The following is a 21,949-nucleotide window of genomic DNA, read 5'->3' on the forward strand; positions in this document are numbered from 1 at the left end:
GGGCCGTCCAGACCGGGTGGTCCCTTGTCTCATGGCCCCGCTCGCCCGCGGCGGCGCCCACTGCATGGTGACCGTTCGATGCTTGACCTACCGGTCCGGGGCGGGTCCACACCCGCCCCCATGCGGCTTCCCCCCCTGATCGTTCTCCTCCTCGCGCTCCTCTGCGCGTCGCCGTCAGGCCATGCCCAGCAGGAGAGCAACGCGATCCCGGCCGTGCCCGTGGCGCCCGCCGCGCCATCCGCACCGGCCGCGCCCGCCGCCACCACGGCCTCCGCGCCGGCCCCCTCCGCGCCGTCGGCCGCTCCGACCGGGCCGGACGCCGAGCGGCTGCTCGGGCTGTTGCGGGACGATGCGCGGCGGACGGAGCTGATCCGCAACCTCGAGGCGCTGTCCGCGGCGGCCGGTGCGCCGGCTCCCGCGGCGAACCCGCCGGCGCAGGCTGCCGCGCCCGCGGGAGCCGCGCCGGCCCCGGCCGCTGCTGCCCCCGCCACCCCCGCCCCCACGGCGACGGCGCCGGCCGCCCCGCCGCCGAACCCGCCGGTCGATCCGGCGGCGGATCCCGGCATCCTCGCGCCCAACACGCTCGGCGCGCAGCTCCTGATGGGGGCGTCGCAGCGGCTGGCCGCGCTGTCGGAGCAGTTCGTGAACGGGATCCAGGCGATCACGGATCTGCCGAACCTCGCCGCCTGGGCCTCCGGCGTCGCGCGGGACCCGGTGACGCAGACGCGGGTCATCGACGCGTCCTGGAAGCTCGCGCTCCTCTTCGGCCTCGGGCTGCTGGCGGAGTGGCTGGTGTGGCGGCTGCTCGGGCGCTGGCGGGACCGGCTGGACGCCCATGCGCCGGAACGGGCCGATCTCTGGACCTGGTTCCGGCGCGTGCCGCTCGTCCTCGGCCGGCTGGTGCTGGACCTGCTGCCGATCGGCGCCTTCGCGATCGTCTCCTACGGGCTGATCGGGGCGGTGCGGCCGCTGCCGACGACGGAGCTGGTGCTGCTGCTGGCGAACAACGCCTACATCGCCATCCGGGCGGTGATGGCCGCCGCGCGGATGCTCTTCTCCCCGAACTCCGCGCATCTGCGCCTCGTCCACATCCACGACGAGACGGCGGCCTACATCACGGTCTGGCTACGGCGGATCGTGGTGGTGCTGGTCGTCGGCTGGGCGGTGGCGGAGGCGGGGCTGCTCTTCGGCGTGCCCTGGGCGGTCTATGACGCCATCACGCGCTTCGTGCTGCTCATCGCCTCGCTCTTCCTGGTGATCATCATCCTGCAGAACCGGCACACGGTGTCGGAGGTCCTGCGCGCGCCGGAGCTCAAGCCCGGCGACGATCCCGACCGCTCCCGCCGGATGTTCCGGGCGCTGCGGGACCGGTTGGCCGAGATCTGGCACCTGCTGGCCATCCTCTACCTCTTCGCGCTGTGGGGCGTCTGGGCGCTGGAGGTGCGGGACGGGTTCGAGCGGCTGCTGCGCGCCTCCGCCTACACGCTGCTCATCCTGGCCCTCGCGAAGGGGGTGGATGTCGGGCTGCGGCGGCTGCTGGAGCGCGGGTTCCGGATCACCCCGGACCTCGCGAAGCGCTATCCCGGGCTGGAGGTGCGGGCGAACCGCTACCTGCCCTTCCTGAAGGGGGTGGTCTCCACCCTCCTCATCATCGTCACCTTTCTCCTGCTGCTGGAGACCTGGGGGATCGAGTCCTTCGCCTGGTTTCGCCGCGGGCAGCTCGGGGCGCGGCTGCTCTCCTCGCTCGTCTCGATCGGGCTGACGGCGGCGGCGGCGGTCACGGTGTGGGAGGTGGCGAACGCCGCCATCCAGCGGCGGCTGGCCAAGCTGTCCCGCGATTCCCAGGCCGCGCGCTCCGCCCGCATCCGCACACTGTTGCCGATGCTGCGGACGGCGCTGCTGATCGTGATCGTCGTCTTCGTGGCGCTGAACGTGCTGAGCGAGATCGGGGTGAACGTGGCACCGCTGATCGCCGGTGCCGGTGTCGTCGGCGTGGCCATCGGTTTCGGGTCCCAGACGCTGGTGAAGGACGTCATCACCGGCATGTTCCTGCTGCTGGAGGACGCGGTGGCGGTGGGCGACACGGTCACGCTCGGCGGGCTGACGGGCGTGGTGGAGCAGCTCTCGATCCGCACCATCCGGCTGCGGGCGCTGGACGGGTCGGTGCACATCATCCCCTTCTCCGCCGTCACCACGGTGACGAACATGACGCGCGACTTCGCCTTCGCGGTGATCGAGGTCTCGATCGCCTATGGCGAGGACACCGACCGCGTCTCGGCCCTGATGAAGGAGATCACGGCCTCCATGCGCGCGGAGCCGCGCTGGGAGAAGGCGATCCGCGACGAGATGGACGTGATGGGCGTGGACAAGCTGGCGGAGTCGGGCGTGCTGATGAAGGCGCGGGTGAAGACCGACCCATCCCAGCGCTGGCCCGTGACGCGGGAGCTGAACCGCCGCATCCGCGCCCGCTTCGACGCGGCGGGGATCGAGATCCCCTCCCCCTGGCGGCGGAAAGAGGCGGAGCCGGAGGGCGAGGCCGCGCCGGCCTGACGACGCGCAGCGCTGGCCGCCCCGGGGAAGGCGTCGCCTTCCCCGGCCATCCACCAGGGGGCGAACGCGCCCCCTGGACCCGCGCCAAATGGATCGCGGGGTCCGGGGGCCACGTCTGGCCCCCGGCGGAGGGTCCGGGAGGCAGAGCCTCCCGGGGCAACCCGCGCCCCGTATCAGACTGGATCGAAAGGAAACCCCGGCGGCGCCAGCGCGGCCCGGCGCTCCGCGATCACCGCGTCCACGAAGGCGACGGCGGCGCGCACGCGCGGGCTGCGCCGGAGGTCCTCGTGGTAGAGCAGCCAGAGCGGCATGGCCGGCATGGCGCGCGGCGCCGGCACGCGGCGCAGGGCCGGGTCCGCCTCGGCCACCAGGCAGGAGAGGACGGCCGCGCCCAGCCCGGCGCGCGCCGCCTCGTGCAGGGCCGCCATGGTGTTCGTGCGCAGGACCATCCGCTCCGGCGGGACGAGCGACGCGAGGTAGCGCTGCAGCAGCGCGCTGCCGGAGGAATCCTCGTAGGCGAGGACGGGGATCGCCTCGAAGGGCCTCGGGTCGCCGGCGGCGGCGTAGAGGGCGAAGGCCACCTCTCCCAGCCGGCGCGCGACCAGCCCGAGCGCCTCGGGCCGTGACAGGCGCACCGCCAGGTCCGCCTCCCGCCGGGAGAGGTCGAGGCTGCGGGCATCCCCCACCAGCTCCATCCGGAGGCCGGGATGGTCGCGCAGGAAGCCGCCGAGCGCGGGGGCGAAGAGGGCGGCGGCGAGATGCGGCGTGGTCGTCAGGCGGACGACGCCGGTCAGCCCCCCGGCCGCGCCGTCCAGCCGGCGCAGCAGGCCGGTGACCTCGCCCTCCATGCGCTCGGCCGCCGCCAGCACCTCCTCCCCCAGCGGGGTGGGGGCGAAGCCCGCCGGGCCGCGCTCGAAGAGCGGGGCGCCGAGGTCACGCTCGAACCCCTCCAGGCGCCGGGCCATGGTGGTGTGGTCCACCCCGAGGGCCCGCGCCGCAGCGGAGAAGGTGCCACCGCGGCGCAGGGCCAGGACCACCCGCAGCCGGTCCCAGTCGGAGAGCGCCCGCTCGGGTGTGTGATTTCGCGCAGCCACTGCGCGATCTGGCGCGTGTTCCGTGCGCGAGTCCACAGCCATCCTCCCGCCCAGACGGATTGAGGAGGGCGCGATGCCCGGAACATCGAGGTTGCTGGGGGGCGCCGCCATGCTAGGCGCAGCGGCCCTGGCCTGGGGCGGCATGTTCGCCGTGGCGAAGCCGCTGATGCAGGAGATCGACCCCTTCACCCTGACACTGATCCGCTACGCGCCCACGTCTTTGATTTTCCTCGGTCTGCTCTGGGCGGTAGAGGGGCGCGGGGCGCTGGCGACGGAGGGGCGGGCGCTCCACCTCTGGGCGATCGGCACGCTCGGCTTCGCGGGGTTCGGGCTCTTCGCCTTTCTCGGCCTCCGGAGCACGCGCCCCGAGCACGGTGCGGTCATCCCGGCGCTGATGCCGCTGATCGCGGTGGGCGTGGCCGCGCTGCGTGCCCGGGCCTGGCCGGCCCCGCGGCAGCTCGGCGCCGTCGGCGTTGGCCTGCTGGGGGTGGCGCTCGTGGTGACGCATGGTGATCCACGGTCCCTGCTGACGGGCGGCGCGGGCGGGGGCGAGGCGCTGATCCTGGTCGGCGCGACGACCTGGGTTCTTTACACCCTCGGCGCGGCGGCCTTCCCGGGCTGGTCGGGGCTTCGCTACACCGCGCTGACGGCCGCCTTCGGGGCGCTGAGCATCGCCGGCATCACCCTGACCGCGCTGGCGGTGGGTGCCGCCACCCTGCCCTCCCCGGCCGTCTTGGTCGCGGCAGCGCCGGAGTTCGCTTATCTCGTGCTCGCCGCCTCGGTGGTCGCGGTGCTCGGCTGGAACGCGGGAATGCGGGCGCTGGGGCCGGCACGGGGGGTGCTGTTCATCAACCTCGTGCCCGTCACGGCCTTCGCCATCGCGGTGGCAGGCGGCCGGGTGCCCGCGGGCGCGGAGATCGCCGGCGTGGCGCTGGTGATCGCGGCGCTGATCCTGAACAGTCTGGCGCCTGCGGCGCGGACGGTCGCTGCACCGGTGCTCCCCGTGCGGGGCTGATGACCCCGGGAAGGCGCTGCCTTTCCCGGACCCCATTCGCCAGGGGCGAGCGCGTCCCTGGACCGCGTTCTATGGATCGCGAGGTCCGGGGGGGTGCGTCCCCCCCCGGCGGAGGGGTCAGGGGAGGCAGGGCCTCCCCTGAGGCCAGGCTTGCTTCATCGGCCGTTGCCTCCTACGCTGTGCGGCATGTCGACCTTTCGAACGACGCGCGGGCGCCGAATGCGCCGAATTACCCGCCCGGTCGCCTGACCGGCACGCGGGTGCGCCCGCGTTGCGGGCGGGCGGCCGGGCCAAACGCCCCCGCCCCGCCCTTTCGGAAGTAGGTTTCCCAATGTTCGATGCCGTTCCCGGCGCCCTCGTGGCGTCCCCTGCCCTTTCCACCCTGGCCGTGGAGGAGGAAGAGGGGGAGCGATCGCTCAACATCCGCTACCTCCTGGTGGCGGAACCCTCCCCCGGCCTGCTGCCGCGCCTGTTGCAGCCGCTGGCCAAGCGCGACCTGACGCCGGACCGGCTGCGCGCCGGCCGGGAAGGGGAGCGGATGCGGGTCGAACTCTCCGTCTGCTTGCCGGAGGGGATGGTCCACCTCGTCGAGGGCAATCTCCGCTCGGTCGTGGGCGTGCTGCGGCTGGAGGTCGAGCACGGGCGGGTCGCCCGCGCGGCGTAGCGCCCAGGCGACGTCCGGCACCGTATAGCGGGTTGCACGGGCGGCACGGCGCAACGCGATCGTTGCGCCGGCGCGGGGTGGAAATGCCACACGCGCGGGCGCACCTTCGCTGCAATGCGGTGAAGCGAGAGGTGCCCGATGCTCGAAGCCCTGCTGCCCAGCGCGCTGGACCTCGCGCGCTTCCAGTTCGCCTTCACCGTCGTGTGGCACTTCCTGTTTCCCGCCTTCACCATCGGGCTGGCGAGCTACCTGGCGGTGCTGGAGGGGCTGTGGCTCTTCACGGGGCGCGCCGTCTATCTCGATGTCTTCCGCTTCTGGCTGAAGATCTTCGCGGTCGCCTTCGCCATGGGCGTCGTCTCGGGGATCGTGATGTCCTACCAGTTCGGCACGAACTGGGCGGTCTTCGCGGACCGCACGGGACCGGTGCTCGGGCCGCTGCTCGGCTATGAGGTGCTGACGGCCTTCTTCCTGGAGGCCGGCTTCCTCGGCGTGATGCTGTTCGGGCTGGATCGCGTGGGCAAGGGGCTGCACATGCTGGCGACCGGGCTGGTCGCGGTCGGCACCTGCATCTCGGCCTTCTGGATCCTCTCCGCCAATTCCTGGATGCACACGCCGCAGGGGCACGTCATCGGTCCGGACGGGCGCTTCCTGCCGGAGAGCTGGTTGGCGATCATCTTCAACCCGTCCTTTCCCTATCGCTTCACGCACACGGTCACGGGCGCCTACCTCACCACGGCGCTGATCGTCGGGGCGGTGGGCGCCTGGCACCTGCTGCGGGAGCGGCAGGGCGCGCCGCCGCAGCGCGACCCGGGCGTGGATGGCGCGGCCGCCGCGCGCTTCCACGACGCGGGGGCGGCGCTGGTGGCAGGTGGAACGGCCCCGGCCGCGGCCGCGCCGGGCAGCGCGGGCGCCGATCGCGGGGCGGAAGAGAGCGAGCGCGGGCCGAATCCCCGCGCGCGGCTGATGTTCTCCATGGCCATGTGGATGCTGGCGGTCGTGGCGCCCGTCCAGGCCGTGCTCGGCGACCTGCACGGGGGCAACACCTACCACCACCAGCCCGCCAAGGTGGCGGCGATGGAGGGTCATTTCCGCACGGAGCGCGGCGCGCCCTCCATCCTCTTCGGCCTGCCGGACGCGGAACGCGGCGAGGTGCGGATGGAGGTCGGCATCCCGAACCTTGCCTCGCTCTATCTCACGCATGACTGGAACGGCGAGGTGCGCGGGCTGAACGACATCCCGCGCGACCAGTGGCCGACGAACATCCCGCTCGTTTTCTGGGCCTTCCGCGTGATGGTCGGGATGGGGCTGCTGATGATCGCGCTCGGCGCCGCGGGGCTGGTGATGCGGCTTCGCGGGCGGCTGTATGACGCGCCCTGGCTGCTGCGGGCCGCGATCGCGATGGGACCGGCGGGCCTGATCGCGGTGACCGCCGGCTGGACCGTGACCGAGGCAGGGCGCCAGCCCTTCACGGTCTACGGGCTGATGCGGACGGCCGAGAGCGTCTCCCCCATCGCGCTGCCGGCGGTGGCGACCTCGCTCGCGCTCTTCGTCATCGTCTACTTCATCGTCTTCGGGGCGGGCATCTGGTACCTGTTCAAGCTCTTCGCCCAGACGCCGAAGCACCACGAGACACCGCCGCCGCAGGGCCAGCCGATCCGTACCGCAGGCATCACGCCGGCCCCCTCCATGGCGGCGGGCGCGGACCCCGGCCCCCAGGGCCGCGGCCCGTCCCCGGTTCCGGCGGAGTAGCGGCGATGGACCTCACGGGCTGGGCCTTCTGGCTGCCGCTGATCTGGGCGGTGCTGATCGCGACCGCGGTCTTCCTCTATGTCTGCATGGACGGGTTCGACCTGGGCATCGGCATCCTGTTCCCCTTCCTGCCGGAGAAGCGGGATCGGGACGTGGCGGTGAACTCCGTCGCCCCGGTCTGGGACGGGAACGAGACTTGGCTCGTGCTCGGCGGGGGCGGGCTCTTCGCGGTCTTCCCGCTGGCCTATGCGGTGATCCTGCCGGCCCTTTACATGCCGCTGATCCTGATGCTGCTGGCGCTCATCTTTCGCGGCGTCGCCTTCGAGATGCGCTTCCGCGCGGAGACGCACACGCAGCAGATGTGGTGGGACCGCGCCTTCTCCTGGGGCTCGACGGTCGCGGCCTTCACGCAGGGCATCGCGCTGGGCGCCTTCGTGCAGGGGATCAACGTCTCCGGCCGATCCTATGCCGGGGGCTGGTGGGACTGGGTGACGCCTTTCTCGCTGCTGACCGGCGTCGCGCTGGTGATCGGTTACGGGCTGCTCGGCGCCTGCTGGCTGCTGTGGAAGACCGAGGGGCCGCTGCACCGGCGCGCGGTGGAACTCGCCTGGCCCTTCGCGGTGGCGACGGTGGCCGCGATCGTGGCGGTATCCGCCATCATGCCTTTCCTGCAGCCGGCCTTCCGGGCGCGCTGGTTCCAGTTCCCGAACCTGCTGCTGGCCGCGCCCGTGCCGCTGCTCGTCGCCTTCCTCATCTGGCGGTTCTTCCACGCGCTGCGGGAGGATACGGGCAAGGGCGGGATGGCCGACGTGCGGCCCTTCCTCCTCACCCTCGCGCTGTTCGGCATCTCCTATGTCGGGCTCGGCGTCTCGATGTGGCCGATGATCGTGCCGCCCGCCTTCAACATCTGGCAGGCAGCGGCGCCGCCCTCCTCGCAGGCCTTCCTGCTGGTGGGCGCGGCGGTGCTGATCCCGATCATCCTGACCTACACGGCCTATGTGTACTGGATCTTCCGGGGCAAGGTGACGCATGAGAGCGGGTACCACTGAGGCGGGACGGCGCCTGCTGTGGTTCGTCGGCCTGTGGCTGGCCGGCGTGCTGGCAGTGGGGAGCGTGGCCTATCTGCTGCGGCTCGTGATGAAGGCGGTCTGAAGGGACCTCCCCGGCTCGCAACCCGCATTCCATATCCCGCCCATGCCCGAACTTCCTGAGGTCGAGACCGTGATGCGCGGTCTCTCCGCCGTGCTCACCGGTCGCACCCTGTCCCGCGCCGAGACCCGACGCGCCGGCCTGCGCTGGCCCTTTCCCGAGGGCTTGGCCGACCGCCTGTCCGGCCGCCGGGTCGAGGGGTTCCGGCGCCGCGGCAAGTACATGCTGATGCGCCTGTCGGACGGGGAATCCGTCCTGATCCACCTCGGCATGTCCGGGCGGATGGTGGCGCGGCCCCCTGGCACCGACCCCGTGCCGCGGGAGAGGCCTCAGGGCCTGGTCTCCGACGCGCGCGGGGCCGGGGACGGGCTGGCGCATGAGCACCTGCTGCTGGAAACCGAGGATGGCTGGCGGGTCGGCTTCCAGGACCCCCGCCGCTTTGGCTCCGTCGACCTGATCCCGACCGCGGAGGAGGACCGCCACCGGCTCCTGGCCGGTCTCGGCCCCGAGCCGCTGGAGACGGACTTCACCCCCGCCGTCCTGTCCCGCGCACTGGCCGGCAAGAACACCCCCATCAAGGCCGCGCTGCTGGACCAGGGCGTGGTCGCCGGGCTCGGCAACATCTACGTGGCGGAGGCGCTGTTCCGCGCCGGCATCTCCCCCCGCCGCCTGGCCGGCACCGTCCCCGGGGCCCGCGCCGGGCGCCTCGTTCCCGCCATCAAGGCCGTGCTGACGGACGCGATCGAGGCCGGCGGCTCCTCCCTGCGGGACTATGTCCGCGCCGACGGGGAGCTGGGCCACTTCCAGGACCGCTTCCACGTCTACGACCGCACCGCCCAGCCCTGCCCGAAATGCCCCGGCCCGCCTGCCTGCCCCGGCGTCGCCCGCATCACCCAGGCCGGGCGGTCCACCTTCTTCTGCCCGCGGACTCAGCGGTGAGGCCGTCGCGCCGATGACTCCGGGGAAGGCCCGTTGGAAGCAGTGCTTCCAATCCCCGGCCCCCATCCGCCAGGAGGCTAACCTCCTGGACCTCGCTTAACGCCTTCGGTGAGAGGGCCCCTGAAGGGCCCTCTCACCGACGGCAAGAATGGGTTCCAAGGGTCTAGCCCCCCCGCGGACAGGGGTCTGGGGAAAGGCGCGGCCTTCCCCAGGGCCACGCGCGCGACACCCCACCCGTTGACCGGGCGGAAGAAGCTGGACAGCTTGCGGCCCCTTTGGGGAGCGGGCTGATGGCCGAGTACGGGATGATCAAGGCGGAGCTGCGGGGCAAGGTGGGGCTGATCACGCTCGACCGGCCGGCCGCGCTGAACGCGCTGTGCGACCAGCTCATGGAGGAGCTGGGTGCGGCGCTGCGCGGCTATGACGCCGATCCGGCGGTGGGCGCCATCGTCCTCACGGGCAGCGAGAAGGCCTTCGCGGCCGGCGCCGACATCAAGGAGATGAAGGACCGCACCTACCCCGCGGTTCATTTCGAGGACTTCATCGGCAACAAGTGGGAAGCAGTGCTGACCATCAAGAAGCCGGTGATCGCGGCGGTGGCGGGCTTCGCGCTGGGCGGCGGCTGCGAACTCGCGATGATGTGCGACATCATCCTGGCGGCCGAGAACGCGAAGTTCGGCCAGCCCGAGATCCGGCTGGGCATCATCCCCGGCGCTGGCGGCAGCCAGCGGCTGACCCGGGCGGTCGGCAAGTCCAAGGCGATGGACATGGTCCTGACCGGCCGGATGATGGACGCGGCCGAGGCGGAGCGGTCGAACCTGGTGACCCGCGTGGTGCCGGTGGAGAGCCTGGTGGAGGAGGCGCTGAAGATGGGCGAGGCGATCGCCGCCTTCTCCCAGCCCTCCGTCGCCATGGCGAAGGAGGCGGTGAACGCCGCCCACGAGCTCTCCCTGCGGGAGGGGGTGCGGCTGGAGCGGCGGCTCTTCCACTCCCTCTTCGCGACCGCCGACCAGAAGGAAGGCATGGCCGCCTTCGCCGAGAAGCGGAAGCCGAGCTTCAAGAACGCCTGAGACCTGGGGCCGGCCGCGGCGGGTGGGACACCGATGCCTCCTCCGCCGCGGCGGCTCCTGGGCCAGAGTCGGTCTTCCTTGACTCCCCTCCGGGCCTGTGGATAGAACCGGCCCCTTCCTGCGGCCCCCGATCCTTCCCGGTCGGGGGCCGCATCCCGCGAACATTCCGACTGGTATTCTCTAGCCCATGGCGAACACGGCTTCCGCGCGCAAGCGCATCCGGCAGAACGAGAAGCGGCTCGAGCGCAACCGCGCCCGTCGCTCGCGCATGCGCACCTTCCTCCGGGCCGTCGAGGAGGCGATCTCCGGCGGCGACAAGTCCAAGGCGCAGGAGGCCTTCCGCCTCGCGCAGCCCGAGCTGCAGCGCGCCGCCGACAAGGGCGTGACGCACGACAACACCGTGGCCCGGAAGCTCTCGCGGCTCTCCGCCCGGATCAAGGCGATCAGCGCTTCCGCCTGACGCCTTCGCGCGTGCCGCGCAAATTCTGACGGCGCGCCTCAAGATATCCTGAACTCAGGACAAGTGCCGAACGCGGCACGGTGCGCTCGCGCCGTGTCGCGTTTGTGCGCGCGCGACTCCGTGTGTGGGCAGCGTCGCGTTTAATGTTTGCCGTGCGCGGGCGCCGCGTTACGCTTCGTCATGTGGGGCGTCCGCGCGAGCGGACGGAGCAGGGGGTTCCGAGTGGGTCACACGCAGGATCGCAGCGCCTCCGTCGCGGCCGTCGTGCCGCCTGACCCCGACGATTCCCGACTGGATGCCGCCTGGGCCCGCATCCGCGGCCGCCTCCGCGAAGAGGTGGGCGAGACCGAGTACCGCACCTGGCTCCGCCAACTGACGCTCGCCGCCGTGGAGGGCGAGGAGGCGGTGGTGCACGTCCCCACCCGCTTCCTGCGCGACTGGCTGCGCGGCCAGTACGGCGACCGGCTGCGCGCGCTGTGGATGGCGGAGAACCTCGGCGTGCGCCGCGTGGACATCCGCGTGGCGCCGGGCCGGGACGCCCCCGGCGCCGCGCGCGACGCGGAGGAGGAGGCGGAGCCCGCGCTGGCCGAGCCGATCGCAGCACCGCGCCCGGTGGAGGGCCGCGCCGACGCGAAGGCGGATGCCGCGAAGGGCGACTGGGCCGCGCCGCTCGACCCGCGCTTCACCTTCGACACCTTCGTGGTGGGCAAGCCGAACGAGTTCGCCCATGCCTGCGCCCGCCGCGTGGCGGAGAAGCCGGCCTCCCCGGGCTTCAACCCGCTCTTCCTCTATGGCGGCGTCGGGCTGGGCAAGACGCACCTGATGCACGCGATCGCCTGGGCGATCCGGGAGGGGACGGATGGCCGTCCCGGCCGCACCGTTGCCTACATGAGCGCGGAGAAGTTCATGTACCGCTTCATCGCGGCGCTGCGCTCGCAGTCCACGATGGAGTTCAAGGAGAGCCTGCGCTCCGTCGACGTGCTGATGATCGACGACCTCCAGTTCCTCATCGGCAAGGACAACACGCAGGAGGAGTTCTTCCACACCTTCAACGCGCTGGTGGACCAGGGAAAGCAGATCGTCGTCTCCTCCGACAAGCCGCCCTCGGACCTCGCGGGGCTGGAGGACCGGCTGCGGACGCGTCTGGGCTGCGGCATGGTGGCCGACATCCATGCCACCACCTACGAGCTGCGCATCTCCATCCTGCAGGCGAAGGCGAATTCCGCGCAGGTGGACGTGCCGATCCGCGTGCTGGAGTTCCTGGCCCACAAGATCACCTCCAACGTGCGGGAGCTGGAGGGGGCGCTGAACCGCCTCATCGCGCACGCCAACCTCTTCGGCCGGCCGGTGACGCTGGAATCCTGCCAGGAGGTGCTGCACGACATCCTCCGCGCCCACGACCGCCGCGTGACGATCGAGGAGATCCAGAAGAAGGTCTCCGAGCACTACAACATCCGGCTGACCGACATGTCCTCGGCCCGGCGGGCGCGGAACGTGGCGCGGCCCCGGCAGGTGGCGATGTACCTGGCGAAGCAGCTCACCTCCCGCTCCCTGCCGGAGATCGGGCGGAAGTTCGGCAACCGGGACCACACCACCGTCATGCACGCGGTCTCCCGCATCGCGGAGCTGATGCAGGCCGATGCCGGCTTCGCGGAGGATGTGGAGTTGCTCCGGCGGATGCTGGAGACCTGAAGGGCCGGGGGACGGTCCGCCACCTGCCCCCATCCCATCCTGCCCACGGGCGCGGCCGGCCCGGGCGCGTCTCCAACGGTCAAAAATAGATGGGGGAGGACCGGAGGGATACCTCCCCCGGCCTTCCACCCCCCCTTCCCCAATGATACCCATGACTCCCGAGGGCCCGTATGCCCTCCACAGCCTTGCGGGGATGGCAGCGATGAAGTTCTCGGTGGACCGGGCGGTGCTCCTCAAGGCCCTGGCCCACGTGCAAAGCGTGGTGGAACGGCGCAACACCATCCCGATCCTGGCCAACGTGCTGCTGGACGCCACCAAGGGCGCGCTGCGCCTGACCGCGACGGACATGGAGATCGCGATCGTGGAGGAGGTGGCCGGCGTCGAGGTGGCGCGGGAAGGCCGCTGCACCGCGCCTGCCGCGACCCTGTTCGAGATCGTCCGCAAGCTGCCGGACGGCGCGAAGGTGGAGCTGGACCACAAGGGCGGCGACGCCCCGCTGGCGCTGCGGGCCGGGCGCTACAACACGAGCCTGATGGTCCTGCCGGTGGAGGACTTCCCCTCCATGACCGAGGGAAAGCTGCCGCATAAGTTCTCCGTGACGGCCGGGATGCTGCGGGACCTGGTGGACCGCACCCGCTTCGCGATCAGCACGGAGGAGACGCGCTACTACCTCAACGGCATCTACCTGCACGCGGCCGAGGTGGATGGCGCGAAGGTGCTGCGGGCCGTGGCGACGGACGGCCACCGGCTGGCCCGCGTGGAGGAGCCGCTGCCGGAGGGCGCGGGCGGGATGCCCGGCGTCATCATCCCCCGCAAGACCATCGCCGAGCTCCGCAAGCTGGCGGAGGAGACGACGGACGAGATCGAGCTGCGTCTGTCCGACACGAAGCTGCAGATCCGCCTGGGCACCGTCACGCTCACCAGCAAGCTCATCGACGGCACCTTCCCGGACTATGAGCGGGTGATCCCGAAGGGCAACGAGCGCGTGCTGAAGGTGGACAAGGCCGCCTTCGCCGCGGCCGTGGACCGGGTGGCGGCCATCTCCTCGGAGCGGTCGCGGCCGGTGAAGCTCTCGCTGGACCGGAACCACCTGCTGCTGACCGCCGCCTCCCCGGAGCAGGGCCAGGCGCAGGAGGAGCTGGACAACGACACCGTGGCCTACGACTCCACGCCGCTCGAGATCGGGTTCCAGGCGCGGTACCTGAAGGACATCACGGACCAGGTCGACGCCCAGGTGGAGTTCCGCTTCGCCGATGGCTCCGCGCCCACCATCGTGCAGGATGCCTCGAAGCCGGAAGCCCTCTACGTGCTGATGCCGATGCGGGTCTGATGGTGACCAGGGAGTTCGGTGTGAACCGAGCTCCCATAGCCCGCTGGCGTCATGCTCTTGGCAGCTGCCGCTGCTCGAACCCGGCGAACTCCGCGGCCGGACCTCGTCGGAGGTGTTCACCGATCTCGTGCTAGGGGCCGGGTGGTGAGGGCATTCCATCACCCACGGCCACCGCTCGTGGCCGGCGGTCCAACCCGCAACGGTGACAAGCGGGTTCTCTCCCCTCTCCGGTGACGATGCCGATGCCGATGCCGATGCGAAGGCGTCGGTCGGGCATTGACCGGCCAGCTTGGCTTCTCAGGGATCCATCTGCGTCCGCTTGCGGTCGGAAGGCGGCTCGTCCGGTAAAGTAGCGGCCCCCGCCTCCCGCCTTGAAACGGGTGAAGTCTGGCTGACACTGCCCCCCTAACTCGGAAGGCTTCCCCTCATGCCCGATTCGGAACCGGCTGCGCTCAGGATGGACACGGCCGATTATGACCGCCTTCTTCGCGCGAACATCCAGCGGGTCTTCAACGAGCGTGACAGCGCGAAGCGTGCGCTGGCCATCGAGGAGCTCTTCGTCGCCGATCCCGTCCTGTATGAGCCGGACAACACCGTAACCGGGCGGGCCGCCATCTCCATGGTCGCCGGCAGGCTCCTGGAACAATTCGGGCCGACCTTCCTCTTCCGGCCCGATGGCGTCGCGGTTGGGCACCATGGGCTGGCCATTCTGCGCTGGACGGCTGGCCCGGACGGAGGCCCGGTTGCCGTTACCGGCACGGATGCCGCCGAGATCGTCGAAGGCAGGATCGCCCGGCTCTGGGTGTTGCTGAATCCAACGACCGAATAGGTGGGTTGGCCGCACCGGCAGCATCGTCCGCCCAGCGGGAAGGACGTGTCGGTCCTTGGCGGGGCATCGGTGTCGCCCCTCCGCCTTAGGCCCGCAGCAGTCGAGGATGGGTCCCCGTCCCTGCTGTGACGCGGGAAAGTCAGGGTCCCAGCAATTAACCCGAAAGATCGCCGACCCGTTCGGCCTGTCGCCGCGAGACCGGCAGCATGACCGTAACCGAGCCGACGCCGGAGGGAGCTGGAAGTTCCTCGCCCTCCGCTGCACGGCGGGAGCGATCTGCTGAACGAACGTGGCGAGGAGCACGACCGGGCGATCCGCACGCACCTCGCGTGTCTCCGCCGCATGCGTGACACCGACTGCATCGCGGCCGCGCACAGACAGCACGACATGCTTGTCCTGCCGAAGAGGCTCCAGGGCGATTCAGTCGGAGCGGGTAGTCAGGGCTGGCCGGGCCGCGCGTCGTGGCGGTCGCGCGGCGTTGCGACGGACGCGACGCAGCCCGGCTGCCGGCGACCTCTCCGCGCGACAATTCGGACCTATGAGGCGCGCACCAAACGCGGCGCCGATCGTCGGTGCCGCAGACAGGCGGGGCGCTGCGGCGTCCATCGGGAGTGCAGGCGCGATGCCGACGAAAGTGATCATGGGGACCGAGGGGGATGAGGGCTTCGACCTTGAGGTCCCGGTCTCGGGAACCCCCTACATGGACGGCCCCCTCTTCGGCGGCGATGACGACGAGTACATCGCCGGCCTTGGCGGCCACGACTACCTGGGCGGCGGCGACGGCCAGGACGAGTTGCATGGCGACGCTGGCAACGACTGGATGAGCGGCGGCTCCGGCAACGATACGATGTACGGCGGCACCGGCAATGACTCGATGATGGGCGATGACACCGTCTACTACAACGGCTGGGACACGATGTGGGGCGGCGCCGGCAACGACACGATGCGCGGCAACATGGGCAATGACGAGCTGCACGGCGGGTCGGACGCCGACGTCCTCAACGGCGACGAGGGCGATGACCGTGTCTACGGCGATAGCGGCAGCGATGTGGTCGCGGGTGGAGACGGGAACGACTGGCTCTACGGCGGAACCGAGAACGACACGCTGATCGGCGGCGCCGGTAACGACGTGCTGAACGGCGACTCCGGCGCCGACATGATGGACGGCGGCGACGGCAACGATACCTACCACCTGGACAACGCCGGCGACCGGATCACCGGCGATGCCTCCGGCTTCGACACGGTCAACACCTCGGTCGGCATCGACCTGACGGCCTGGGGCGCCGGCGCGTCGGGGATCGAGAAGGTCACCGTCACCACCGCCAGCGCAGTGAAGATCGTCGGCAACGTCGCGAACAACGAACTGATCGGAAATATCGGCAACGACACGCTCATCGGCGGGGCGGGCCACGACACGCTGAACGGCGGCGCGGGTGCGGACAGCCTCGCCGGAGGCACCGGCGCCGACACCTATGTCGTGGACAACATCAACGACGTCGTCAACGAGACGGGCGGCGACGGGGCCATCGACACCGTCCACCTGATCAGCACGAAGTTCTCCCTCATCAACCCGAACCAGGCGATCGGCAAGATCGAGAACGTCATCTACAAGTCGAGCGGCAGCTTCAACGTGGCCATCACCGGCAACGACCTGAACAACCTGCTCGACGCCTCGAAGTCCCTCTCCTCCGACCTGAAGGGCGGTTTCGGGGATGACACGCTCGTCGGAGGCATCGGCCAGGACACGCTCGACGGCGGCAACGGCAACGACGTCCTCCGGGGCGGCGCGGGGTCGGACACCTATGTCGTGGACTCCGCTAACGACAAGGTCGTCGAGGCCGTGGGTGGCGGCATCGACACCGTGATGACCTGGGGCAACTACACCCTCTCGGCGAATGTCGAGAACCTGCAGGTGCTCGGCCAGCAGGGCGTCATCGTGTCGGGCAACGCCCTCGGGAACGTCATGATCGGCCATGACGGGAACGACGACCTCTACGGCAACGGCGGGAACGACTCCCTCGTCGGCGGGCTCGGGAATGACTGGCTGTCCGGCGGCACGGGCGCGGACACGATGGAGGGCGGCGCGGGCGACGACGTTTACTACATCGACGCCCTTTCGGACCAGGTCGTGGGCGAGGCCGCAGCCTCTGGTATTGACGAGATCCGGACCTACCTCAGCAGCTATGCCCTCGGCGAGGCGCTCGAGAACCTGCAGGCCCTGACCGGCCAGAACTTCACGGGGTTTGGGAACGAGCTGGGCAACGTGATCCACGGCAACAGCGGGGCGGACGCCCTCTACGGCCTGAACGGCAACGACGTCCTCAACGGCTACTCCGGCTCGGACACGCTCATGGGTGGCCTGGGCGATGACACATTGAAAGGCGGCACCGGCGCGGACTCGATGCATGGCGGCGACGGCTTCGACGTGATCTCCTACGCCGGCAGCACCACGGGCGTGGCGATCTACATCGACAAGCAGAGCGTCGCGGGCGGCGAGGCCTCCGGCGATCAGATCGCCGGTATCGAGGGCGCGATCGGTTCCGAGGGGAACGACTTCTACTACGGCGCGACCTTCGACGATTCCTTCCAGGGCGGTGCGGGCGAAGACGTGTTCAACGGCAGCGCCGGCGCCGACCGCTTCGATGGCGGCGCGGGGTCGGACACGGCGGTCTACACGAACTCCGCGGCCGGGGTGAAGGTGAACCTCGCCCTCGGCCTCGCCGTGGGTGGCGACGCACAGGGCGACGTGCTCACCGGGGTCGAGAACCTCGTCGGAAGCGCCTTTGACGACACGCTCGGCGGCGATGCCGGGGCGAACCGCCTCATGGGCGGCGGGGGCCGGGACAAGCTCAATGGTGGCGGCGGGAACGACGAGCTGATCGGCGGCGCCGGCAACGACGCCCTCGTGGGGGGTGAGGGGCAGGATACGCTCCGCGGCGATGCCGGGGTGGACCAGCTGCGCGGCGGCGCGGGGGACGACGTGCTCTGGGGCGGCGGGGATCGGGACCACTTCTTCCTCGAGCACGGGACGGGCACGGACCGGGTGGCCGATTTCACCGACGGCCAGGATCTCATCCGGGCCGCCGGCGTGACCTACGCGGATCTCGCGATTGCCGCCTCGGCCGACGGCGCGGTGGTCAGCTTCGCCGGGTCGACGGACAGCCTGCTGCTCCTCGGCATCGATGCCGCCCTTCTCTCGCAGGCGGACTTCCTCTTCACCTGACCAGGCTGGACCGGGCGGCACGCCGCCCGGTCCGTCGCCCGCGCTTGCTGTCGAGCAGCGCGCTTCGCGACAATCTGTCGGGGTCCGAGATCCGCTTCTGCGCCACCGTCGCTCCAGAGCGGGCTGACCGCTGACGGCGGATCGCATCCTCGACGCTGGCTCGACAGAATTGCAGGCGCGTGCAGAACCCAAGGCTTCTGCCCCGGCTGCACAGCGGTGAAGCAGCCTTACCGAACTTTCGCGTAGCTGAAGCAGTCTTGTGGCAGGTCGCCAAGGTTCGGGTGCACTTCCCAGCGTCGCAGGATGCCCTCACGCGCCAGGCCCGCTTTCTCCATCACGCGCGCCGAGGGAAGATTCTCGACGTTGCACACATCCCCGATGCGCCAGATGGATGGCTGCCGGAGTGCCCAGTCCACGACTTCGGCCAGAGCCTCTGTCATCAGACCTTGTCCCCATGAAGCGCGGGCGAGCACATAGCCATACCCCAGGCGCGCCGGACCTGACTGCCGTAGGTCCAAGGCACCGATGATCGCGTTGTCCGTGCGCCGCATCAGGACGTAGGTCCGATCATCGGCCGCTGCCAAGCAAGTGTTCACATAGGCCCTCGTCTGAGCGATCGAGGTATGCGGCCGCCACGTCATATAGCGGCTGACCTCCGGGTCTTGCGTGTAACGGTCGAAGATCGGCTCTGCATCGGCCATGCCGATGGGGCGGAGAAGAAGGCGGGGTGTCTGGAAGCCGTGCGGAAGCATGTCGTGAATGCTGCCAAGTCGCTGAGCGCAACGCCAGCCCACCTTCCACGCCATCGAGCTGCGCTATCTTGGTCGGGCATGAGAGCTGATCGTGGCGGCGCCGCGCCACCCTCGACATACTGGCGGAGGCCTTCCACCGGGAGGGGCAAGGATGGTCGCGGTGTGGGGGAGAGCAGCCCGTGGGCCGGACGGCAGAGTGTCGACCTCGGTCATCTCGTCCACGCCTCCCGATGAAGGTCGGAAGCCGGCCGCACCGGACCGTATTCGCATGGCTAGGAGATCGGACGCTCACGCCGGCGGCGAAGCTGTTCATCCAGCAGGCGCACGCCGTGTCGGCGAGCCTTCGGGGTGTCAAATGTTCCGATACCGTCGCGACATGGCAGAGGTCCGCCTCTCTCTTTCGGCTCAGGATCGGACCGGCTGAAAACGGCTCTCGATTTTCGCGTCCTGCTCGGTCAAGAGGTCCTCATCGCTGGCGCCCAGGGGGCGACACCTTGTCGCACGAATGATGGCCGCGAAGCTTCGCTTAGTGACGGCATTGCGCGGTGCGACTGCATCGCCCGAGTCCCGTTCTCTCCCCCTCGCGGCCACCCTGCGGACAGCCCGGTCCGGGCGGGACACCCCGAGGATGAACATCAGAGAGGCTGCCCTTCCCCTTCCTGCAGCGCCACCCAGGCGCCGCACTGAGCCTCGGATTCGAGCGCGGCCGCGATCAGCCGCACACCGGCCAGCCCCTCCGCCACGCCGGGCGCCAAGACGGCCAGCGGGTCCGGCGCGACCCCGTCGCGGCGGGCGGCGATGAGCGCGGCGAAGTCTAGGTAAAGGTTGGCGAAGGCCTCGTGCAGGCCCTCGGGATGTCCGCGCCGCTGCCGCCCGGCGCGCGCCGCCGCCGGGGAGAGCAGCGGGTGGCCCCGGGTCAGCGCGAGGGGAAAGCCGTCCAGCGGGGCGAGGCGCAGCTCACCGTGCCGGTCGTGCCGCCATTCGAGGTGGCCGCGCTCACCCCATACGCGCAGCAGGATGTGGTTTTCCGCACCGGCCCCGGCCTGGGTGGCGGTCAGCGTGCCGCGTGCCCCACCGCGCAGCCGGAACCGCAGCTGGGCGTAGTCCTGGACCACGCGTCCGGGCTGCAGGCTGCCGAGCTCGGCGCTCAGTCGCGTCACCGGCTCGCCCGCCACGTAGCAGGCGAGGTGGTGCGCGTGGGTGCCGATGTCTCCCAGCACGAGGGAGGGACCGCTCGCTGCGGGGTCCAGCCGCCAGCGCCGCGGCGCGTCGGGCTGCGTCTCCACATGCGTGGCCAGACCCGCGCCGAAATATTCCACCTGCACCATGCGCAGGGGTCCCAGCGCGCCGGCGGCAACCTGCGCCCGCGCCTCCCGGATCATCGGGTAACCGGAATAGGCGTGTGCGAGGCAGAGCACGGTGCCCCTCGCCGCGACGGCCCGGGCGATCGCCTCCGCCTCGGCGGCCGAGTTGGCCAGCGGCTTCTCCACCATGACGTCGAGGCCGGCGGTCACGGCCGCCAGGACATAGCGGAGATGGCTGTCGTTCGGCGTGACAATGGAGACCGCCTGGATGCCGTCGGGACGGGACGCCTCGGCCGCGATCATCTCCTCCGGGCTGGCGTAGCTGCGCCCCGGCACGACGCCGTACTCCGCCGCGGCGTCCCCGGCCTTGGACGGATCGCGGGAAAAGGCGCCGGCCACCACCGCGAAGCGCCCGTCGAAGAGGGCGGCGCGCCGGTGCACCGGGCCGATCATCGCCGGCGCTGCCCCGCCGATGAAGCCGAGACGAATAGGGGCCACCGTCAGCTCTCCACCCGGACCGCCGCGGTGAGCGGGGCGCCGGATGATTCTGCCGGGAAGAGCTGCGCGGCATCCACGGCGGGGCGGCCTCCAGGTTCTGGTCCGACATCGGCTGACATCGTCTGGCCCCCGGTGCCGAGTTTGGGCTGGACAGTGAAGAACCGACCGGATCAACTGTCGCCGTCCAAGAAAGAACATGCCTTCCGTCCGGGAGGCAAGCGACGCGTGGGCAGGGGCGGGCCGAGGGCGGCGCGGTCCGGGACACGCCGCGCAGCTGCCCCGGGCGCGCAGGATGTGGTCGCTGTCGTGCCGGACAGAAGAGGCCGGCCGATCGAGGGAGGGGTTCATGCGCGCCATCCATCGTCGGAGCATCCTGGCCGGCACCGCGGCGGCGGTTGCTGCGCCGCACGTCGTCACGGCCCAGGGACAGACCCGGCCGCGCCTGACGCTCATCTCGCAGTGGAGCGCCGGCAGCGACGGGGCAGCCATCACCGCGCTCGGCCGCGTCTTCGAGGAGGAGGGCGGCACGTGGCAGCACAGCCCCGTGCCCGGCTTCACGACCGAGATGATGAACAAGCTGCGGGCCGACATCCTGGCGGGCAACCCGCCCTCGGCCTCGCAGCTCAAAGGCCCGGAGATCGCGGCCTGGTCGCGCATCGCGCCAACGGTGGACCTCAACCAGACCGTCGCCGCAGCGAATTACGAGGGCGTGGTGCCGCCGGACCTCGCGCGCCTGCACAAGCCGCAGGGCCGCTGGATCGCGCTGCCTCTGCAGATCTACCGCACGAACACGCTCTTCGCCTCCCGCCGCGCGATGGAGAAGGTGGGCGCGACCGCACTGCCGAAGACCTGGGCGGAGTTCAACGACCTCGCGACGAAGATGGCCTCGGCCGGCATCGTCCCGATCGCCAATGGCGGCATCCGGTGGGACGACGGGATGAAGTTCGAGATCGCGCTCGCCGGCCTCAGCCCGCAGGCCTATCGCAAGGCGATCATGGAGCTGGACGAGCGCACGCTGCGCGGGCCGGAGGTGCTGGCCGCCTTCCGCCAGCTCCGCCGCTTCTCCGAGTGGTCGGACCCGGCCGCCTCCGGCCAGCACTACAGCACCTTCCTGCCCCGCTTCATCCGCGGCGAGATGGGGCTGCTGATGATGGGCGGATGGGCCCAGGGCGTGATCGCGCATAACGGCTTCAGCGCGGCGGATTACATGATCGGTCAGGCGCCGGTGGAGTCGCCGCAGCCCTGCTTCATCCAGAACGCCGACGCCTTCATCCTGTGGCGGCGGCGGGAAGCGGACCTCCAGGCCGGCCAGACGCTCTTCGCCAACCTGGTCATGAGCAAGCGGGTGCAGGAGATGTACTCGAAGATCACCGGCTCCATCCCGGTCCGCACGGATATGGATCTGTCGGGCGAGGGCTGGAGCGAGGGGCAGCGCGAGGCGTCGCGGTCGCTCGGCGAATCCGTGCGCGCCAACCAGGCGGTGCTGAGCCTCGCCCACAACATGGCGCAGTCCAACCAGATGACCGCGGCCATGATCGACGTGCTGACCGAGTTCGTCCACAACCGCAGCATCCGGCCGGAGCAGGGCGCCTCGCGCCTCGCCGAGGCGATCGAGGGCGCGCGCTGACGCC

General features: G+C 70.8%; 17 protein-coding genes. 14 read left to right on the forward strand and 3 right to left on the reverse strand.

Annotated elements, in window-relative coordinates:
* Positions 1 to 120 precede the first annotated feature (120 nt).
* On the forward strand, positions 121 to 2,550 hold the full coding sequence (locus ACP6CK_RS17135) for a mechanosensitive ion channel domain-containing protein (protein ID WP_426954511.1): 2,430 nt from the start codon (positions 121 to 123) through the stop codon (positions 2,548 to 2,550).
* A gap of 173 nt (positions 2,551 to 2,723) precedes the next feature.
* On the opposite strand, the gene ACP6CK_RS17140 is transcribed toward ACP6CK_RS17135, so the two are convergent.
* Entirely contained in the window at positions 2,724 to 3,644 is a 921-nt protein-coding gene (locus ACP6CK_RS17140; protein ID WP_426954512.1) for a LysR family transcriptional regulator, read from the reverse strand.
* Positions 3,645 to 3,717: 73 nt separating this feature from the next.
* On the opposite strand from ACP6CK_RS17140, the gene ACP6CK_RS17145 reads away from it, so the two are divergent.
* The 12 genes from ACP6CK_RS17145 to ACP6CK_RS17200 all read left to right on the forward strand — a co-directional run bounded on the left by ACP6CK_RS17145 (position 3,718) and on the right by ACP6CK_RS17200 (position 17,764).
* Positions 3,718 to 4,659 (forward strand): DMT family transporter, encoded by a 942-nt coding sequence (locus tag ACP6CK_RS17145; protein ID WP_426954513.1) that lies wholly within the window; start codon positions 3,718 to 3,720, stop codon positions 4,657 to 4,659.
* A gap of 331 nt (positions 4,660 to 4,990) precedes the next feature.
* Positions 4,991 to 5,323 (forward strand): hypothetical protein, encoded by a 333-nt coding sequence (locus ACP6CK_RS17150; protein WP_426954514.1) that lies wholly within the window; start codon positions 4,991 to 4,993, stop codon positions 5,321 to 5,323.
* 138 nt (positions 5,324 to 5,461) lie between these two features.
* Positions 5,462 to 7,072, forward strand: coding sequence for a cytochrome ubiquinol oxidase subunit I (locus ACP6CK_RS17155; protein ID WP_426954515.1), 1,611 nt, complete (start codon positions 5,462 to 5,464; stop codon positions 7,070 to 7,072).
* Between the two features lie 5 nt (positions 7,073 to 7,077).
* Entirely contained in the window at positions 7,078 to 8,121 is a 1,044-nt protein-coding gene (cydB, locus tag ACP6CK_RS17160) for a cytochrome d ubiquinol oxidase subunit II (protein WP_426954516.1), read from the forward strand.
* Entirely contained in the window at positions 8,102 to 8,224 is a 123-nt protein-coding gene (locus tag ACP6CK_RS17165) for a DUF2474 family protein (protein WP_426954517.1), read from the forward strand. The genes cydB and ACP6CK_RS17165 overlap by 20 nt, the downstream gene beginning before the upstream one ends.
* A 42-nt stretch (positions 8,225 to 8,266) precedes the next feature.
* Positions 8,267 to 9,160 (forward strand): bifunctional DNA-formamidopyrimidine glycosylase/DNA-(apurinic or apyrimidinic site) lyase, encoded by an 894-nt coding sequence (gene mutM / locus ACP6CK_RS17170; RefSeq protein ID WP_426954518.1) that lies wholly within the window; start codon positions 8,267 to 8,269, stop codon positions 9,158 to 9,160.
* Between the two features lie 290 nt (positions 9,161 to 9,450).
* Positions 9,451 to 10,230: an enoyl-CoA hydratase gene (locus ACP6CK_RS17175; protein WP_426954519.1), complete on the forward strand. Its 780-nt coding sequence runs from the start codon at positions 9,451 to 9,453 to the stop codon at positions 10,228 to 10,230.
* A 187-nt stretch (positions 10,231 to 10,417) separates the two neighbouring features.
* Positions 10,418 to 10,690, forward strand: coding sequence for a 30S ribosomal protein S20 (gene rpsT, locus ACP6CK_RS17180; RefSeq protein ID WP_426954520.1), 273 nt, complete (start codon positions 10,418 to 10,420; stop codon positions 10,688 to 10,690).
* 222 nt (positions 10,691 to 10,912) lie between these two features.
* Positions 10,913 to 12,382: a chromosomal replication initiator protein DnaA gene (gene dnaA, locus ACP6CK_RS17185; RefSeq protein ID WP_426954521.1), complete on the forward strand. Its 1,470-nt coding sequence runs from the start codon at positions 10,913 to 10,915 to the stop codon at positions 12,380 to 12,382.
* Between the two features lie 202 nt (positions 12,383 to 12,584).
* Positions 12,585 to 13,712 (forward strand): DNA polymerase III subunit beta, encoded by a 1,128-nt coding sequence (dnaN, locus tag ACP6CK_RS17190; RefSeq protein ID WP_426954522.1) that lies wholly within the window; start codon positions 12,585 to 12,587, stop codon positions 13,710 to 13,712.
* 457 nt (positions 13,713 to 14,169) lie between these two features.
* The gene (locus ACP6CK_RS17195; protein ID WP_426954523.1) at positions 14,170 to 14,541 is read left to right on the forward strand and encodes a nuclear transport factor 2 family protein; all 372 of its coding nucleotides are present in this window, start codon (positions 14,170 to 14,172) and stop codon (positions 14,539 to 14,541) included.
* A gap of 622 nt (positions 14,542 to 15,163) precedes the next feature.
* Positions 15,164 to 17,764 (forward strand): calcium-binding protein, encoded by a 2,601-nt coding sequence (locus tag ACP6CK_RS17200; protein WP_426954524.1) that lies wholly within the window; start codon positions 15,164 to 15,166, stop codon positions 17,762 to 17,764.
* A 227-nt stretch (positions 17,765 to 17,991) separates the two neighbouring features.
* Here ACP6CK_RS17200 and ACP6CK_RS17205 read toward each other — a convergent pair whose 3' ends face one another.
* Both ACP6CK_RS17205 and ACP6CK_RS17210 read right to left on the reverse strand, forming a co-directional pair.
* On the reverse strand, positions 17,992 to 18,570 hold the full coding sequence (locus ACP6CK_RS17205; RefSeq protein WP_426954525.1) for a GNAT family N-acetyltransferase: 579 nt from the start codon (positions 18,568 to 18,570) through the stop codon (positions 17,992 to 17,994).
* Between the two features lie 581 nt (positions 18,571 to 19,151).
* Positions 19,152 to 20,318 (reverse strand): Gfo/Idh/MocA family protein, encoded by a 1,167-nt coding sequence (locus ACP6CK_RS17210; protein WP_426954526.1) that lies wholly within the window; start codon positions 20,316 to 20,318, stop codon positions 19,152 to 19,154.
* A gap of 346 nt (positions 20,319 to 20,664) precedes the next feature.
* Here ACP6CK_RS17210 and ACP6CK_RS17215 point away from each other — a divergent pair, with 346 nt between their 5' ends.
* Complete coding sequence (locus tag ACP6CK_RS17215) at positions 20,665 to 21,945, forward strand: ABC transporter substrate-binding protein (RefSeq protein WP_426954527.1); 1,281 nt, start codon at positions 20,665 to 20,667, stop codon at positions 21,943 to 21,945.
* The last annotated feature ends 4 nt before the right edge of the window (positions 21,946 to 21,949 follow it).

It is taken from the genome of Muricoccus radiodurans (assembly GCF_050154705.1).
GTDB classification, from domain to species: Bacteria; Pseudomonadota; Alphaproteobacteria; order Acetobacterales; family Acetobacteraceae; genus Roseomonas; species Roseomonas radiodurans.

What these genes read in the sequence shown, in the direction of transcription:
- ACP6CK_RS17135 (WP_426954511.1), top strand. Translation starts at nt 121, where the DNA reads ATGCGGCTTCCCCCCCTGATCGTTCTCCTCCTCGCGCTCCTCTGCGCG.
- ACP6CK_RS17145 (WP_426954513.1), top strand. Translation starts at nt 3,718, where the DNA reads ATGCCCGGAACATCGAGGTTGCTGGGGGGCGCCGCCATGCTAGGCGCA.
- ACP6CK_RS17150 (WP_426954514.1), top strand. Translation starts at nt 4,991, where the DNA reads ATGTTCGATGCCGTTCCCGGCGCCCTCGTGGCGTCCCCTGCCCTTTCC.
- ACP6CK_RS17155 (WP_426954515.1), top strand. Translation starts at nt 5,462, where the DNA reads ATGCTCGAAGCCCTGCTGCCCAGCGCGCTGGACCTCGCGCGCTTCCAG.
- cydB (WP_426954516.1), top strand. Translation starts at nt 7,078, where the DNA reads ATGGACCTCACGGGCTGGGCCTTCTGGCTGCCGCTGATCTGGGCGGTG.
- ACP6CK_RS17165 (WP_426954517.1), top strand. Translation starts at nt 8,102, where the DNA reads ATGAGAGCGGGTACCACTGAGGCGGGACGGCGCCTGCTGTGGTTCGTC.
- mutM (WP_426954518.1), top strand. Translation starts at nt 8,267, where the DNA reads ATGCCCGAACTTCCTGAGGTCGAGACCGTGATGCGCGGTCTCTCCGCC.
- ACP6CK_RS17175 (WP_426954519.1), top strand. Translation starts at nt 9,451, where the DNA reads ATGGCCGAGTACGGGATGATCAAGGCGGAGCTGCGGGGCAAGGTGGGG.
- rpsT (WP_426954520.1), top strand. Translation starts at nt 10,418, where the DNA reads ATGGCGAACACGGCTTCCGCGCGCAAGCGCATCCGGCAGAACGAGAAG.
- dnaN (WP_426954522.1), top strand. Translation starts at nt 12,585, where the DNA reads ATGAAGTTCTCGGTGGACCGGGCGGTGCTCCTCAAGGCCCTGGCCCAC.
- ACP6CK_RS17195 (WP_426954523.1), top strand. Translation starts at nt 14,170, where the DNA reads ATGGACACGGCCGATTATGACCGCCTTCTTCGCGCGAACATCCAGCGG.
- ACP6CK_RS17200 (WP_426954524.1), top strand. Translation starts at nt 15,164, where the DNA reads ATGCCGACGAAAGTGATCATGGGGACCGAGGGGGATGAGGGCTTCGAC.
- ACP6CK_RS17205 (WP_426954525.1), bottom strand. Translation starts at nt 18,570, where the DNA reads ATGGCGTGGAAGGTGGGCTGGCGTTGCGCTCAGCGACTTGGCAGCATT.
- ACP6CK_RS17215 (WP_426954527.1), top strand. Translation starts at nt 20,665, where the DNA reads ATGCGCGCCATCCATCGTCGGAGCATCCTGGCCGGCACCGCGGCGGCG.